9 protein-coding genes are annotated in these 18,547 nt (G+C 36.6%); all 9 read left to right on the top strand.

Translation table 11 applies throughout. The features are described from left to right. Positions 1-5 precede the first annotated feature (5 nt). The 9 genes from PBT89_RS02630 to PBT89_RS02670 all read left to right on the top strand — a co-directional run bounded on the left by PBT89_RS02630 (position 6) and on the right by PBT89_RS02670 (position 18,398). Positions 6-2,255, top strand: a complete 2,250-nt coding sequence (locus PBT89_RS02630) for a GH92 family glycosyl hydrolase (protein ID WP_270063275.1) — start codon at positions 6-8, stop codon at positions 2,253-2,255. Positions 2,256-2,467: 212 nt separating this feature from the next. Continuing rightward, positions 2,468-5,560 (top strand): SusC/RagA family TonB-linked outer membrane protein, encoded by a 3,093-nt coding sequence (locus tag PBT89_RS02635; protein WP_270063276.1) that lies wholly within the window; start codon positions 2,468-2,470, stop codon positions 5,558-5,560. Positions 5,561-5,575: 15 nt separating this feature from the next. Then, the gene (locus tag PBT89_RS02640) at positions 5,576-7,147 is read left to right on the top strand and encodes a SusD/RagB family nutrient-binding outer membrane lipoprotein (protein ID WP_270063277.1); all 1,572 of its coding nucleotides are present in this window, start codon (positions 5,576-5,578) and stop codon (positions 7,145-7,147) included. A 42-nt stretch (positions 7,148-7,189) separates the two neighbouring features. Next, positions 7,190-9,781: an alpha/beta hydrolase gene (locus PBT89_RS02645; RefSeq protein ID WP_270063278.1), complete on the top strand. Its 2,592-nt coding sequence runs from the start codon at positions 7,190-7,192 to the stop codon at positions 9,779-9,781. Between the two features lie 177 nt (positions 9,782-9,958). Continuing rightward, positions 9,959-12,346: a glycoside hydrolase family 3 N-terminal domain-containing protein gene (locus PBT89_RS02650; protein WP_270063279.1), complete on the top strand. Its 2,388-nt coding sequence runs from the start codon at positions 9,959-9,961 to the stop codon at positions 12,344-12,346. A 14-nt stretch (positions 12,347-12,360) separates the two neighbouring features. Continuing rightward, the gene (locus PBT89_RS02655; RefSeq protein WP_270063280.1) at positions 12,361-13,815 is read left to right on the top strand and encodes an alpha-L-fucosidase; all 1,455 of its coding nucleotides are present in this window, start codon (positions 12,361-12,363) and stop codon (positions 13,813-13,815) included. Between the two features lie 6 nt (positions 13,816-13,821). Then, positions 13,822-15,282, top strand: coding sequence for an alpha-L-fucosidase (locus tag PBT89_RS02660; protein ID WP_270063281.1), 1,461 nt, complete (start codon positions 13,822-13,824; stop codon positions 15,280-15,282). Positions 15,283-15,285: 3 nt separating this feature from the next. After that, positions 15,286-17,136, top strand: coding sequence for a beta-galactosidase (locus tag PBT89_RS02665; RefSeq protein ID WP_270063282.1), 1,851 nt, complete (start codon positions 15,286-15,288; stop codon positions 17,134-17,136). Positions 17,137-17,360: 224 nt separating this feature from the next. Continuing rightward, positions 17,361-18,398: a sialidase family protein gene (locus PBT89_RS02670; RefSeq protein ID WP_270063283.1), complete on the top strand. Its 1,038-nt coding sequence runs from the start codon at positions 17,361-17,363 to the stop codon at positions 18,396-18,398. Positions 18,399-18,547 lie beyond the last annotated feature (149 nt).

Here is an 18,547-nt window from a genome sequence, read left to right on the forward strand (position 1 = left end):
ATTCGATGTTTTTAGTAAGAAATATTCTTTCAGTAGTAGTTGTCGTATGTATTAGCGTTCAGTTGGCTTCGGCACAAAGTAGTTTTGATCCACTTCCGTATGTAAATCCTTTTATAGGAACTTCAAATTATGGGGCTACAAACCCCGGGGCAATTGCGCCAAGAGGGATGGCAAGTGTGTCGCCGTTTAACGTGGCCGGTAGAATAGATCTAAATCCGCTAGAAAAAGATAGCCAGTGGTTATCCAATCCATACGTGCATGAAAATCAGTTTTTAACCGGTTTTAGTCATGTCAATATGAGTGGAGTTGGTTGCCCAGAACTTGGTGTGATAATTACCATGCCTACCACCGGAGAGCTAAAAACAAATCATATCGATTATGGAACAACATATTCTGAAGAAAAAGCCGAAGCTGGATACTACACAGCAAAATTAGATAAATATAATGTAAAAGCTGAAGCTACGGCAAGCACAAGAGCAGGAGTTAGTCGGTATTCATTTCCGGCAGGAAAATCGAATATTTTGTTGAACTTAGGTTTAGGATTAACCAATGAACAAGGCGCTATGGTACATGTGGTTGGGCCAGATGAAATCGAAGGAATGCGCATGGTAGGAAGTTTTTGTTATAACAGTGCCGAAGCTGCTTATCCTGTATATTTTGTGGCGAAATTCTCTAAACCAGCCGATGATTTTGGGGTGTGGAAAACACCTTATAAATACGAAGGTTTAGAATCGCAGTGGATGGGTTATAACGGCAAAACCCGAATCAAAAAAGGATTTACAAGAGAAGTGGTAGGCGATAGTATTGGCGCGTATATGACTTATGATTTTAAACAACCAGAACAAGTTGAAGTAAAAATTGGCGTTTCTTACGTAAGTATTGAAAATGCTCGTGAAAATTTAGCAAAGGAAGTTGGAGATTCCACTTTTGAAGAAGTTTTAGCAGAAACAAAAAATGCATGGAAAAAGAAATTGCAGGTTGCTGAAGTTGAAGGCGGAACTAATGATGAGAAAACGATTTTTTATACCGCTTTGTATCATACTCAAATTCATCCGAACATTTTAAATGATATCAACGGCGAATATCCTGAAATTGCAACCGGAAAAATTGGGAAGACTAACGGAACTCGTTACACCACTTTTTCGCTATGGGATACGTATCGTAATTATCATCAGTTGATGAGTTTGTTGTATCCGGAAGAGCAGCTGAATATGGTGAGATCGATGTTAGAAATGTATGATGAAAATGGATGGTTGCCAAAATGGGAATTAAATTCAACCGAAACCTTTACCATGGTAGGTGATCCTGCAGCGGTAGTTTTAGCCGATACGTACTTACGAGGCTTAACAGATTTTGATGTTGAAAAAGCCTACGAAGCGATGCTGAAAAGTGCGTTGGATACAACAAATAACCCACTTCGTCCTGGCCTTAAGGAATACATCGAAAACGGATATATTGGAGTAGATAGCGATGTGGAAGGGCCGGTTTCTACTACTCAAGAATATAATATTGCTGACTACGCCATCGCGCAATTAGCTAAAAAGCTAGGAAAAAAGAAAGATTATAAAAAGTTTTTAAAACGCTCGATGTCGTATAAGAAATTGTATAATCCAGAAACAAAATTTCTTCAACCTAAAAATAGTGATGGTAGCTGGTTTGCTGATTTCGATCCTTTAGCCGGAGCTAATTTTACAAAAAATCCAGGTTATATAGAAGGTAACGCATGGCAATACTTATTTATGGTGCCGCATGATGTGAACGGACTTAAGAAATTAATGGGTGGAAATAACAAATTTGAGACTCGTTTAGATGAACTTTTTAAGAAAGGTCAATTTGACATGGCTAACGAACCCGATTTCGCTTATGGCTATCTTTATAATTTTATTCCTGGGAAAGAATATAAGGCTTCAGAAAAAATACATGCGCTAATTAAAACCTATTGGAAAAATGCTCCAGATGGTATTCCTGGTAACGATGATACCGGAACAATGAGTGCTTGGATTATTTATTCGATGATGGGAATTTATCCAATAACTCCAGCAGAACCTGTTTACACTTTTATAACGCCGACATTCGACAAGATTACGCTTCACTTAGATGAGAATATATATCCAAATAAAAAACTAATCATTGAGAATAAAACGAATCCTAATGAAGCCTTAAATTTGATAATAGATCAAAAAAGCATAAAAGGTCTAATATTCGAAATGCCAATATCAGACTTCCCTAAAAAATTAGACTTTAATCAGCATTAAGGCTAAAAAAATTAAAAATAGTCTTTAATTGATTTAATTTTTAACTGAAAATTTAAACGAAAACGATTTTTGTATATAAGTTGTTTAGCTATTCAGCAGTGTCATCCGTCGATTTTATTTCCAAAAGCTTAACTAAATGCTAACATTTAAGATAAATTTAGCAACTTTAGGGTTGAATTAAACATGCACTAACTAAAATTTAAATTACAAGTATGATTAAAAAAATTATTTTTTCGTTTTTGCTTGTAATGGGGTTCGTACAACTTGCCAGTGCCCAACAGCAAGAGGTAAGCGGAACCATTACAGAAGCTGAAACAGGTATGCCTTTGCCTGGAGTAACTGTCTTAGAAAAAGGTACGTCCAACGGAACTTCAACAGACTTTGATGGTAATTTTTCCATTATGGTAGATAGTGGTGCCACTTTGGTTTTTTCCATGATTGGGTATGCTACTCAGGAAATTCCTGTGACTTCCAGTCTTATAAATGTTGAAATGGGAACGGATACTGAATCGCTTCAAGAAGTTGTGGTAACGGCTTTAGGTATAAAGCGAGAAAAGAAAGCTATCACCTATTCTGCTCAAAATGTCGAAGTAGATGAAGTTTCTGAAGCACGTTCTTTGAATGTTGCTAACTCGCTATCTGGAAAGGTTGCCGGCCTTAATTTTTCTACAACTTCAAATGGGGTAGGAAGTGCTTCTAGAGTCACCTTGCGCGGTAATAGATCATTAACGGGTAATAATCAACCTTTATATGTAGTAGATGGTGTGCCAATTAGTAATGGTTCTGGGAGTAGAAATTCTGATATAGACACAGGAGGTACAACACAACCTGACGGAATCGCAAATATAAACCCAGATGATATTGCAAGTATAAGTGTTTTAAAGGGACCTTCAGCAGCAGCACTTTATGGTACTCGAGCGAGTAATGGTGTTATTGTAATTACTACAAAATCGGGTAATGGTGCTCAAGGAATACGTATCACTGTTTCATCTAACTTTATGGCTTCTTCAGCTTATAACCTTTTGAATTTACAAAATCAATATGGGCAGGGTACTAACGGTGAGTATGTGTCGAATTCGAGTTCAAGTTGGGGTGGTCGATTAGATGGTAGTCAGGTTGAAGCTTGGCAACTGGTAAGAAATCCTGATTATGAAGGTCCTGAGACATATGCATACGCGCCGCAGCCAGATAATGTTATAGATTTTTTTCAAACAGGTTATAATTTAGCCAATACATTATCTGTAAGTGGAGGAACAGAAAAGACTCAAGCTTATTTCTCATACACGAACACTACTGCAGAAGGAATTGTTGCAGGAAATAAATTGAACAGGCATAACGCTAACTTACGTTTGAACAGCAAGCTTACTGATAAGTTATCTTTAGATGTAAAGACTAACTATATAGTTCAGGATATTGATAATTTATTGAGAACAGGTGAAGAGTCTGTAGGAACATCAGCTTATTTACTACCTCGAAGTATTGCCTTTGATGATTACAAAGATTATGAATATGTGGATGCTGCTGGGCAGTTACAAACAAACTATTTTAGAGATGAAGTAGGAGCTCCAGGTGGAAACCCGTATTGGTCAGCATTGCGTAATGATGACAGAACGGATAAAAGGAATCGTTTTATAGGTTTAGCTTCGTTAAAATATCAATTTACAGATGCATTGAGTTTACAAGTGCGTACTGGTATTGACGATATGACGAACAAGACTTTTAGAAATAGATATGCAACTAATGCTTTTAATAATAATTTAGGAGGTTATAGTGAATATTATGAAACTGTAAGAGAGTTAAATTCTGATGCACTTTTATCATATGATAATAAGTTTGGTGAATTTAGTTTGAATGTGAATTTGGGAGCAAACATCTTAAAACAAACCAATACTTCTCTAAATTCAGGAGGCACATTAAGCAAACGTAATTTTTTCGCTTTAGCAAATGTTGAAACAGTAACTTCGACTTCATCTAAATGGGAGAAACAAATAAATTCACTTTATAGTTTTGCTCAACTTGGCTATAAAAGTATGTTATTTTTAGATGTAACAGCCAGAAATGATTGGTCATCTACTTTACCGGAAGAAAACCGCTCATTTTTCTATCCATCTATAGGTATTTCTGGTTTAATTTCAGAAATGACTGAATTGCCAGAGTTTATATCTTATGCTAAATTGAGAGCTTCTTATGCAGAGGTAGGTAATGATACAGATCCTTATCAATTGAGTCCTCAGTTATCTTATATAGGAGGAAATGGTGGTATGTTGTATGCCCAAACTACAGCAGCGAACCCTAATTTGAAACCTGAAATTTCAAACTCTGTAGAATTTGGAGCTGATTTTAGATTTTTAGGAAATAGACTGGGTGTTGATTTTACTTATTTTAAAACAAATACTAAGAATCAAATTTTTAGTATAAATACTCCAGAGTCTTCAGGATATTCGAATGCAATTGTTAATGGGGGAGAGGTTCAAAATAGTGGTATAGAAATTTCGCTTACTGCAACTCCAATAGAGACAGAAAACTTTTCCTGGGACATTTTAGCAAATTATGCGTCTTATGATTCTGAAATCAAATCTATATTTGAAGGACGAGACGAACTTGTATTAGGTCAAGGTAGACTTGTTAGAAGTAAAGTTGTTAAAGGAGGTCAATACGGAGATTTATATATTCAAGGCTTTCAAAGAAATGATGACGGTGAGATTATAGTTAATTCTGCCGGTATACCATTAGCAACAAATAGTTTTGATGTTTATGGAGGGAACTTTAATCCAGATTGGACAGGTGGCCTCAAAAATAACTTTAGGTATAAAGATTTTTCATTGAGTTTCTTAATTGATATGAGAATTGGAGGTGATGTGATTTCTTATACACAGGCTAGACAAGCAGGATTAGGGGTTAATAAAATGACTCTTGAGGGTAGAGAAGATGGTTTAGTGGTAGACGGTGTTGTAGCCAATGATGATGGTACATTTTCACCTAATACAACAAATATTACAGCAGAACAATACTGGACCGCAATTGGGCAAAGAACACCTATTGCAGAACCATTTATTTATGATGCCACAAACATTCGTTTGAGAGAATTAGTTTTAGGATATGCAATGCCGCAAAGCTTATTGAAAAACTCTCCGTTTAGAAGTGTAAATATTTCTTTGGTTGGAAGAAACTTATTCTTTATTCTTAATGAAGCAAAGTACTTTGATCCTGAGCAAGGTGCAGGTACCGGAAATCTTCAAGGTATAGAATCATTCAATATTCCTTCTACTAGAAATTATGGGATGAGTGTAAAATTTGGGTTTTAAAAAAAAGAAATTATTATGAATAAAACTTTAAACATAAAAGCAACAGCTGTTTCTCTATTAGTCGCTTTGGCAGTAGGGTGTACAGATGATTTTGAAGAAATTAATACTAATGATAACGCGCTAACCGAAGACCAGCTCGATGCGACTCTTGCCGGGCCAGCCTTTGCTTCTGCTCAATATGCAGGTATCCATAATGGTTCTTACTCATCGCCAGGGGTAGATGATCAGGGAACTTGGGGTATTGCTACAGGAATCATTTCCTCAACTTTCGTTCAGTATATGAATACTGGTTATAGCACAGATAGAAATGCTTTTGGAGGATATGAGGCTCGTGGATGGACTCGTTTTTATACAGTTGCAGTGCCTGCTTTACAAAATGCTATGAAGGCAGCAGAAGGTGATGAAGAAGCCCTAGCCATATTAAAAGTTTGGAAAGTTTTTATGTATAACCAGATGACAGACCATTACGGCCCTATTCCTTATACAGAAGCAGGATCAGGGGCAGAAAAGATTGCTTACGATTCACAAGAATCATTATATGATGATTTCTTTGTCCTTCTTGATGAGGCTAATACTGTTTTGAGTACATCTTCTGAAGCAACTTCTGCATTGTTTCAAACTTCAGATCGTATTTACGCAGGTGACGTAGAAAGCTGGAGGATTTTTGGAAACAGTTTACGCTTGCGCTTAGCACTTAGAATATCTGATGTTCAACCCCAAAAAGCACAGGAGCAAGCAGAATTAGCTGTTACTAATGGCGTTATGGAAAGTAATGATGATAGTGCATTTTTTGAAGTAAGTGATATTACTCCTAACAATTTAAATATGATTGTTAACAGTTGGGGCTATTTTATGACCGCCTCAATGGAAAGTATTTTGAAAGGTTACAATGATCCTAGAATGGAAGTTTGGTTTTCAGAAACTGAAGATGGAGAGTTTAGAGGTCAGCCTGCTGGAGGTTTAAATGACCAGTTTGGTACTACTGAATTCTCAGCGTTTAATAATAACGTTTTAGGCAACGACTACAGAGAAACCAAACCTATTGAAATTTTAATGGCTGCTGAATGTTATTTAAACAGAGCAGAAGGTGCTTTAAACGGTTGGAATATGAATGGAAGTGCTGAAGATTTTTATGAAACAGGAATTGAGCTTTCTATGAATCAATGGGGTGTAGATGATGCTGAAGACATATCTAATTACATAGAAGGAACTTCTACTCCTGTAGTACCTGTTATAACAGATCTTTATCCTGATCTAGACTTGTTGTATACTCCACCGGTAACAGTACCTGTGAGTTGGGCATCAAGTGAGGCTGAACAACGTAATCAAATAGCAGTTCAAAAGTATCTGGCTTTATTCCCTGAATCCTGGGAAACCTGGGCAGACTTGAGAAGAACAGATGAGCAAGTTATTTATCCGCTGCTTAATACAGATAATCCTGATGAAGGAGTTGGTAAAGAATTAATGAAACGTGTGATCTATGTGACTAATGAGATATCTTCAAACGGAGAAGCTGTTGATGCAGCAGTAGAATTATTAGATGGACCTGATACCGGAGGAACTAGACTTTGGTGGGATGTAGAATAATAATATAACTTTTAATAAGTCACCTCTTTTTACCTAACACCAATGAATAAACTTAGAATTCCAATTTTATTTCTTTTTATGATCTTTTTTAGTAATGCCAAAGCGCAAGATAAAGAAGGCAACATCGTAGAGTATTTTGGCAAGGAAAAAGTTAATGATGTTAGTGAAGGAGAGGTGATTCATCTATTTAAAGAAGGTCTTATTTTAGGAACTTCAGGAACACCATTTAGTAATTCAGCTATTCAGTATGATCCTATTTTTGCTGAGGTTTTGCAGAATGGTTTTCAGATAAATGAAGGAAAAGAAGTTTACGACAATTTCAAAGAAGAAACAATTGCTTGGCAAAATATAGCAATTAGTGAAAACGGAGAATTCAACGATCCTAAATTACGTCGAAATGGATATTTGTATTTAGAATACATTTCCGAAGAAGAAAAAAACGTAATTTTTGAAGCTTCAGGGCATACCAACGTTATTATTAACGGATTACCACATGAAGGAGATCATTATGATTTCGGTTGGAATCTAATTCCAATAACTTTAAAAAAAGGAGTAAACAAATTTCTACTTTCTGGCGGTCGTTTTTCTAGAATTCGCGCACGTTTACTAACAACTTATAAGCCGATTGAATTTACTACTAGAGACTTAACGCTACCCGATTTACTTCAGGAAGAAAACGAAAACTTATGGGGCGCAATTCGAATTATTAATACTGAAAAGAACTCCTTAAAAGGAGCTAAAATTAAGGTGGAAATAAATGGAATTTCAGCAGAAACAAATGTCCCGAATATTGTTTCGAAAAATGTTCGAAAAGTTCCATTTTCAATTCCTATTCCTTCCAATCTTCAAGAAGGAGACAGCATTACTGCTCATCTTTATCTACAAGCAGCTAATGGCAGAAATATCGATACCGCCAAAATTATACTCGATATCAAATCAAAATTTAAACATCATAAAAAAACATTTCTTAGTAAGGTAGACAATAGCGTGCAATATTACAGTGTTGCACCATCCTTAACTAAGAACAAAGAAAATCAGGCCTTATTTTTATCGGTTCACGGAGCTTCAGTTGAAGCTGTAAATCAGGCCAACGCATACAAACAAAAAGATTGGGGGCATGTAGTTGCTCCTACTAATCGTAGGCCTTTTGGTTTTGCCTGGGAAGATTGGGGAAGATTAGATGCATTGGAAGTTTTAGAACATTCAGAAAATTTATTAAAAACCGATCCGCAACATACTTATTTAACCGGGCACTCAATGGGTGGCCACGGTAGTTGGTATTTGGGTGTAACCTATCCCGATAGGTTTGCGGCAATTGCACCCGCTGCAGGTTATCCAGATTTATTAGACTATCGTAATAGTTTTATTAGTCGTATTTCCGACGAGCAGATTGAAAAGCAATTCGAGATGTCGGCTGCAGATTTTAAACAAAAAATTAATCCAGATTTCAAGAATACTACTGAAAAAGATCTTGATCTAATTACTCGACGGGCCGGTAATCCAAGCCGAACGCTAAAATTAAAAAACAATTATCTACATTACGGAGTTTATATTTTGCATGGTGATTCTGATAATGTAGTTCCTACCTATCTTGCGCAGGGAATGCGCGAGGAATTAGGTAAATTTCACAATGATTTTGCCTATTATGAATATCCGGGAGGCGAGCACTGGTTTGGTGATGAAAGTGTAGACTGGCCACCAATATTCTATTTCTTTAATCGAAGAAAAATAAAAAGCGATGCTGAAATGAATAAAATTGGTTTTAGCACAGCTTCACCGGGAGTGTCGTCTAAATCCCATTTTATTACAATTCTTCAGCAAGAACATCCTTTCGAGATTAGTAATTTCAAATTTGAAAGAACCGAAAATGGACTTTCTATTGAAACTTCAAATATAAAAACATTAAGTATCGATCTTGTCGCAATGGAGCATCCGAATTTAAAAGCGATGGTGATCGATGGGGATTCTATTTCAACCTCCACTTCAGGAATTATTTACTTTGAAAATGAAGCAGGCAGCTGGAAAACTTCAGAAAAGCCTGATGCTTCACAGAAAAGTCCGCTTCGATATGGTGGTTTTAAAGATGCATTTCGCCATAATATGGTATTCGTATATGCAACTAAAGGATCTAAAGAAGAAAATGAATGGTATTTTAATCGCGCAAAGTTTGATGCTGAAAAGTTTTGGTATCGTGCAAACGGAAGCGTAGAAATTATAAAGGATACCGATTTTAAAGCTTCAGATTATATCGATCGTAATATTATAATGTATGGCAACAAATCGAATAACGCTGCATGGAAGAAATTACTCAAAAATTCGCCTGTACAATTTTCTGAAAATCAGGTAAAAATTGGCAATAAAACCATAAAAGGTGAGCATTACGGTGCTTACTTTATTTATCCTAAAGAGAATCACGAGTTCGCAAGTATTGGTGTGGTCACCGCCTCTGGTATTAAAGGAATGCATGCTGCTTATGCTAATGATTATTTAGAGAACGGAACATTTTATCCAGACTTGCTTTTGTTTAATGATGAAATGCCCAAAGACGGATTATCGGGTATAAAGGGGAGTGGCTTTTTCGGAAATGACTGGTCAGTAGAAAATGGGGAATTCGTTTGGGATATTGAAGATTAAAAAATTTTACTCGATAATCGAGATTAAATACGCGGTTCTGATAGTTATCGGGATCATGGCTTGAAATAAAAATTATGATGCCTTTTGGCTTGGCCTTAGGTAGTTTATTAGTTGTATTTAGCTTTAAAACTGGTTGGTATTTAACTAACCAGTTTTGTTATTAAAATTGAAAAATTGATGAAAAAAATTTGCCTTTGTTTTTTACTAATTTCAAACTTGTTGAGTGCGCAGGATTTAAAAAATGCGCCTTATAAAAATAGTGAGCTTAGTGTTGATGAACGCGTAGAAAACCTTATTTCTTTAATGACCATCGATGAGAAAATCGGTCAGTTAACCACACCGCTTGGCTGGAAAATGTATAAGAAAGAAGGAAATACATCGGGAATTAGTGAACATTACAAAGAAGAAATAAAGAACAGAAAAATTGGCGGTTTATGGGGATTGTTAAGAGCAGATCCCTGGACGCAGAAGACTTTAGAAAATGGCTTGCATCCAAAGGAAGCTGCCAAAATCACGAATGCTATACAAAAATATGCGATTGAAAATAGTCGTTTAGGGATTCCATTATTATTAGAAGAAGAAGCCATGCATGGGCATATGGCTATTGGGACTACGGTATTTCCAACGGCGATAGGCCAGGCCAGCACCTGGAATCCAGAACTGATTATGACAATGGCTGAAGCTATTGCTGAAGAAATTAGAGCACAGGGCTCCAATACCGGTTATGGCCCAATCATCGATATTGCCAGAGAGCCAAGATGGTCTCGAGTAGAAGAAACTTTTGGTGAAGATTCTTATTTAATTGCTGAAATGGGAAAATCGATAATTAAAGGCTTTCAAGGTGAAAAAGAAAGCGATCTAAAAGATGGTAAACACGTAGCTGCAACACTAAAACATTTTGCAGCATACGGAGTTTCAGAAGGAGGACACAATGGTGCTGCCGTACATGTGGGACAACGCGATTTATTCCAGAATTATATGTATCCCGTAAAAGAAGCGGTAGATAGCGGTGTGTTATCGGTAATGACGGCCTACAGTTCTATCGATGGGATTCCAAGTACAGCACATAAAAGTTTGTTGACAAATACACTGAGAGAAGATTGGGGATTTGATGGTTTTGTAATTTCAGATTTGGCAAGTATCGAAGGGCTTTTAGGAGATCATCATGTGGTTGAAACTTCAGAAGATGCGGCAGCTATGGCCATGAATGCCGGAGTTGATGTTGATCTTGGCGGGAATGGTTATGACGATGCCTTGCTGGATGCGGTAAATTCAAGAAAAGTTTCCGAAGAAAGAATCGATGAAGCGGTTAAAAGAATTCTTACTGTAAAATTCAAATTAGGGCTTTTTGATGATCCTTATGTAAAGGAAAAAGAAGCTGAAAAAATAGTTCGAAATTCAGAACACATCGAATTGGCAAGGGAAGTCGCTCGCCAATCGGTTACCATGCTGAAGAATGAAGACAACATACTTCCATTAAACAAAGAATTGAAAAACATTGCGGTAATCGGGTCGAATGCCGATATGCAATATAATCAGTTAGGCGATTATACCGCTCCGCAATCTGAAGACAATATAATTACCGTGCTAGAAGGTATTCAGCATAAAATGCCGAATGCCAATATCGAATACGTAAAAGGAACTGCCGTTCGTGATACTACGCAAACAGATATTCCGGCAGCGGTAGCAGCAGCTAAAAGAGCTGAAGTTGCCATTGTTGTTTTAGGAGGTTCAAGCGCAAGAGATTTTAAAACCGAATATTTAGAAACCGGAGCGGCTACTGTTTCTTCTAAAGAAGACCAGATTTTGGGCGATATGGAAAGTGGCGAGGGCTACGATCGTTCAACTCTTAATTTGATGGGGAAACAATTAGAATTGCTTCAGGCAGTTGTAGCGACTGGAACGCCAACGGTGTTAGTTTTAATAAAAGGTCGTCCATTATTGCTAAATTGGCCTTCAGAAAATGTCCCTGCTATTTTAGATGCCTGGTATCCCGGGCAAGAAGGCGGAAATGCTATTGCCGATGTATTGTTTGGTGATTTTAATCCTGCGGGAAGATTACCGGTTTCTGTACCAAAATCTTTAGGGCAAATCCCGGTATATTATAATTATTGGTTCCCAAATCGTAGAGATTATGTAGAGACCGATGCTAAGCCGTTGTATCCATTTGGTTTTGGTTTAAGTTATTCTGAATTTGAATATTCAGATTTAAAATTGAAAACTTCAGGGAAAGGGAAAAATACCAAAGTAGAAATTAGCCTAAAAGTATCGAATATCAGTGAAGTTGATGGGGATGAGGTGGTGCAGCTTTATATCAGAGATATGGTAAGTAGTGTTCTAAGTTCCGTAAAGCAGTTGCGAGGTTTTGAGCGTGTTACTTTAGCTTCAGGAGAAACGAAAACTATTCAATTTGAATTGCTTCCGAAGGAATTATCATTATTTAATGCGGAAATGAAGCAGTTGGTAGAAGCCGGAGCATTTAAACTAATGATTGGTGCCTCTTCTGAAGATATCCGATTGGAAACTACTTTTGAAATCACTGAAAATATTGAAATTACTAAATAAAATATATCTAAGAAATGTCGAAATTCAATAATCTGAAATCACTTTTTTGCTTGGCCCTGTTGGTTTTTGCGCAACAAAATCAGGCACAAACTCAGGAAGAAGATGAGCATGGCGTACATGGTCGCTCTCAGGAATATGTGGCGCCAACCGATCCTCAGGTTTTAGAAAAGCTAGAGGAATGGAAAGATCTTAAATTTGGAATGCTTATTCACTGGGGTATTTATTCGGTTCCCGGAATTATGGAAAGCTGGAATTTATGTTCTGAAGATTGGATTGAGCGTGATAGCACTATTGCTTATAACGATTATAAAAAGTGGTATTGGAATTTAGATAAGATCTTTAATCCGGTAAATTTCGATCCCGATAGTTGGGCAGAAGCCGGGGAAGCTGCTGGGATGAAGTACATGGTGTTTACCACGAAGCATCACGATGGTTTTAATATGTTCGATACACAGCAAACCGATTATAAAATTACCAATGGGCCTTTTCAAAATCATCCAAAAGCGAATGTTACGAAGTATATTTTTGAAGCATTTAGGAAGAAAGGATTTATGATCGGCGCTTATTATTCGAAACCCGATTGGCATTCGCAATATTTCTGGTGGGATAAATATGCTACACCTAATCGAAATGCGAATTATGATATCGAAAAATATGACTGGCGTTGGAATAAATTCAAGGAATTCTCTTACAACCAGATTGAAGAATTAATGACCGATTACGGGAGTGTCGATATTCTATGGTTAGATGGCGGTTGGGTACGCCCAAAAGAAACCGTAAACGATGAGGTGAGAGCCTGGGGTGCGCCAATTCCAGATTTTAGTCAGGAAATCGATATGCCGAAAATAGCGGAGATGGCCAGAGAAAAACAACCTGGAATTATCTTTGCAGATCGTACGGTACATGGCCCTTACGAAAACTATCAAACACCAGAACGTAAAATTCCTGAAACCAAATTAGATAATCCATGGGAAAGTAATTTACCATTAGGGAATAACTGGGGATATGTGCCAAACGATCCTTTTAAATCCTCTACTACAGTGTTGCATAATCTTGTAGAAGTGGTTGCTAAAGGAGGAAATATGCTTCTTGGGATTGGCCCAAAACCAGATGGAACTATACCGCTGGAAGTGGTTGATCAGTTACATGAAATTGGCGCTTGGTTAGATAAAAATGGCGAAGCTATTTATGGTACACATGCCATTGATGATTACCAGGAAGAGAATATTTATTTTACTGAAAAGGAGGAAACAATTTATGCGATAGCAATGTTTGAGGATGATGTTAAGCTTCCTAAAACAATCACTTTTAGTAAAAATTTACCTTCAGAATATGCAAAGATCAAATTGCTGGAAACCGGAAAAAAAGTAGATTTCAGAATAAAAAATGGAACGATTGAAATCACACTTCCTAAAGAAATTCGTTCAGCAAAAAATAGTTCAGGAGTAGCATTTTCAATCGAAAATTAAAAAAAAATGATTCAGTATTTCAATAGAATTATAGCTGGTTTAGGGATTGCAACGATGTTGTTTTCCTGCCAGGAAAAACAAGAAGTAAAAGTACCAGAAGCTGTTGGGCCAACGCCAAGTAAAGAACAATTGGCCTGGCACAAAATGGAATTAAATGCTTTTATACATTTTACCACTAATACATTTACAGACAAAGAATGGGGATACGGGGACGAATCTCCAGAAATTTTTAATCCTACAGATATTAATGTGGACCAATGGATGGAAACTTTGCAAAAAGCCGGTTTTAAGGGCGTAATTTTAACGGCAAAACATCATGATGGTTTTGCATTATTTCCTTCAGATTATACCGATCATGACATTTCAAATTCTCCTTACAAAGATGGAGAAGGAGATTTGGTAAAAGAAGTAGCGCAATCGGCCAGAGCACACGATTTAAAATTCGGGATTTACTTATCGCCTTGGGATCGTAATCGTGAAGATTATGGAGAGAAATCTTATGTGGAATATTACCGAAATCAATTAAAAGAAGTATTCACAAATTACGGCGATATTTTCGAAATGTGGTTTGATGGTGCTAATGGTGGCGATGGATTTTACGGAGGCGCAAAAGAAGAACGACGAATCGATAAACAACATTATTACGATTGGCCAACTACTTTAGAAATGGTAGAAGAAATTCAACCTTCTGTATTATTTTTTAGTGATGCCGGTCCAGATTTACGTTGGGTAGGTAACGAAAGAGGCGAAGCAGGATCAACTAATTGGAATATCATTAATCCCGATACACTGTATGCGGGGAAACCTGAAATTAGCGATTTATTGCAAACTGGAGCTAAAGACGGTACAAAATGGATTCCGGCTGAGGTAGATGTTTCCATACGCCCGGGATGGTTTTATCATAAAGAGGAAGATTCTTTAGTAAAATCTCCACAAGAATTATTTACTACTTATTTGCAATCGGTTGGTAGAGGATCTACTTTATTGCTGAATGTTCCGCCAGATCAACGTGGTCAATTTCATGAAAATGATGTGGCTTCTTTATTAGGAATGCGTAAAATTATCGATAGTGTTTTTGCTAATAATTTAGCTGAAAATGCACAAATATCAGCAAGTAATTATCGAGGGGAATCAGAAGCATATTCCGCAGAAAATTTAATCGATGGAGATTCTGAAACGTATTGGGCTACCGATGATGAAGTTATACAATCTTCAGTAGAAATCACTTTCGATGCTGCTAAAACGGTTAACTTTGTATTACTTCAGGAATATATTGAATTAGGACAACGTGTAGAAAAATTCAATATTAGTGCAAAGGAAAATGGCGAATGGAAGCAAATTGCTGAAGGCACAACGATCGGGTATAAGCGAATTCTAAAAGTTCCTTCCGTAGAAACCACCGCTTTAAAAATTGAAATTGAGGCAGCAAAAGCAAATCCAATATTAGCTAATCTTGAAATTTATTAACGAATGCGAATTTTATCGAATCTTATTATTCTTTTTTGTCTTGTAGGTTTTAGCATGCAGGCACAAAAAGAAGTGTTTAAAATTGAAGATGGTAATTTTCAGTATAAAGGAGAGCCTATTCATATTTACTCGGGAGAAATGCATTACAGCAGGATTCCTAAACCTTATTGGCGCCATAGGATGAAGATGGTAAAAGCTATGGGTTTAAATGCAATTACCACCTATGTTTTCTGGAATTATCATAATACCGCACCGGGAGAATGGGATTGGACTTCAGGAAACAAAAATCTTCAGGAATATATAAAAATGGCCGAAGAAGAAGGGCTATTTGTAATTGTACGTCCCGGCCCTTATGTGTGTGCCGAGTGGGAATTTGGCGGATATCCGTGGTGGCTCCAGAAGAATCCAGAACTTAAGATTCGTCAAAATAACGAGGCATTTTTAGATTCTTGCCGAACGTATATTAATGAGCTGGCGACGCAAATTAAACCACTTCAGGTAAATAAAGGCGGAAACGTAATTATGGTTCAGGCTGAAAACGAATTTGGTTCTTTTGTGTCACAACGAGAAGATATTGCTGCGGAAGATCATAAAGCTTACAAGCAAAAGATTTTTAAAATGCTGAAAGAATCTGGTTTAGAAGGACCGTTTTTTACTTCAGATGGAACCTGGCTTTTTGAAGGTGGCGCGGTAGAAGGTGCTTTGCCAACCGCCAATGGCGAGAATAATGTAAACAATCTTAAAAAAGCGGTAAATAAATATCATCATAACGAAGGCCCTTATATGGTAGCCGAATTTTATCCCGGTTGGTTAGATCATTGGGCAGAGCCTTTTACAAGAATTGGAGCCGATGCGATTGCAAAGCAAACGGAAGTGTATCTTAAAAACGAGGTAGATTTCAATTTTTATATGGTTCACGGCGGAACAAATTTTGCGTTTACCAGTGGTGCCAATTATAACGAAGATCATGATATTCAGCCAGATATTACTAGTTATGATTATGATGCGCCAATTTCTGAACCTGGTTGGGTAACGCCAAAATATACCGCGATTAGAGAATTGATGAAGAAGTACGTAGCATACGATATTCCTGAAATTCCGAAGCAAATTCCGGTTATTTCGATTCCTGAAATTAAACTGGATAAAAAGCAAAGTGCTTTGAAGATGATTAAAAAATCTGAACCTGTAATTGCTGATACACCGATGAGTTTTGAGGCATTAGATCAAGGTTATGGCTATGTTTTATATAGAAAAAAATTCACACAGCCTATTAACGGGAAATTACAAATCCCTGGCTTACGAGATTTTGCAACAGTTTATGTGAATGGAAAATATGTAGGTAAGCTTAACCGTATGAATAACGAATACGAGATGGATATTAAAATTCCGTTTAACGGGAGTTTAGAAATTCTTGTAGAAAATATGGGACGAATTAATTACGGGGCAAAAATGACCGAAAATAAAAAAGGAATCATCAGCGCTGTAAGTATTAATGATTACGAAATCTCTGGCGGATGGGAAATGTACAAAGCGCCATTTAAAGATTCACCGAAAGTAAAGGCTTCCGAAGAAATAAAAGAAAAATTACCGGTCGTGTATTCTGGGAATTTCGATCTATATGAGATTGGAGATACTTTCTTGGACATGCAGGATTGGGGAAAAGGTATTGTTTTTATTAACGGGCATAATTTAGGTAGATATTGGAATGTTGGTCCACAGCAAACGCTGTATTTACCGGGATGTTGGTTAAAAGAAAAAGGTAACGAAATAACCATTTTTGAGCAGCTTAATGAAGATTCAAAATCGACAATTTCAGGTTTAGTGAAGCCGATTTTGGAAAGCTTGTCTCAATAATTCTTCATGTTTTTCACGACATAACATGTTAGTGAAAAGTTTGTTTGACAATGAAAGGAGGACCGCCATCCTCCTTTCTTTTTTTGTAAAATACTAAATTGATTTTTGCTAATATAAACGCTCAAAATATTGAAAATTAACTTAGTGTAAGTTTGTTTTATGCATTGGTTGGGAAGAGGAAGTAGTTCCCCTCTTCCCTTTTTTTGTTTTAATCTGAATCTATTATGAGAACCATTTTAATAATTTGTTTTGTATTATCTTTTCTGAATATAAAAGCTCAGGAAGATGTGAAATTTGAAGTTTTAGAATCGGGTTTTATTTATACGGAAGCGAATTTTCCCAGCGCTCACGCATCTACTATTGCAGAATTAGAAAACGGCGATCTTATTGCAGCCTGGTTTGGTGGCACGCACGAAAGACATCCAGATGTGAGTATTTATACCAGTATAAAAACTGAAGTCGGTTGGTCTTCTCCTAGAAAGGTAGCCGATGGTTTTGAAAATGATACGCTTAGTTATCCAACCTGGAATCCTGTTTTATTCAATATTCGTGAAAATTTATTCCTTTTTTATAAAATTGGTCCATCGCCTTCTACCTGGTGGGGCGCTTATAAAACTTCAAAAGATCAGGGAAAGACGTGGAGCGATAAAATCTTATTGCCTGAAGGAATACTGGGTCCAATTAAAAATAAGCCAATACAACTAGAAAATGGCCAAATTGTTAGTCCGTCCAGCGTAGAACTTCAAGACGGTGCTGGTTGGCATGCACATATGGAAATTTCAGATGATCTTGGGAAAACCTGGAGGAAGATTCCGGTAAATCAAGATTCGGATTCTAAAGTGATTCAGCCGACTATTATTCAGCTTAAAAATGGCGATTTAAAAGCTTTTTTCAGAAGTGATCAAAATGTTGTTTTAGAGAGTATCAGTAAAGATAATGGAGAAACATGGAGCGAATTTATGGAATCTGAATTAGCAAATCCAAATTCAGGTATCGATGCCTTAAGTCTAGATAATGGAGGTTTCTTAATGGTTTATAATCCAATGGAAAGTGGTGAAGATTGGTGGGAAGGTCGTAGTAAATTAAATTTAGCGTATTCTAAGGATGGAGAACATTGGAAAGATATTCTAAAACTCGAAGATCAAGAAGAAGGAGAATATAGCTATCCTGCTATTATTCAGTCTAAAACCGGAGAAATTCATATCACCTATACCTACGATAGGAAGAGGATTAAGTATTTTAGACTTAATTTTATTAGATAAAATTTTGATTTTTGACTTTTTTATTGGTTTATATTGAAGCATTGTGATTTTTTATTAAAAATATAACATTACATAGCGGGTTAAATGTTGTTTGGAGCATAAGCTTCGTTATTGGTCGAATTCATTTTGATAATGTCAAGCAATTGTTA

Source organism: Zunongwangia sp. HRR-M8, from assembly GCF_027594405.1.
Taxonomy (GTDB): domain Bacteria; phylum Bacteroidota; class Bacteroidia; order Flavobacteriales; family Flavobacteriaceae; genus Zunongwangia.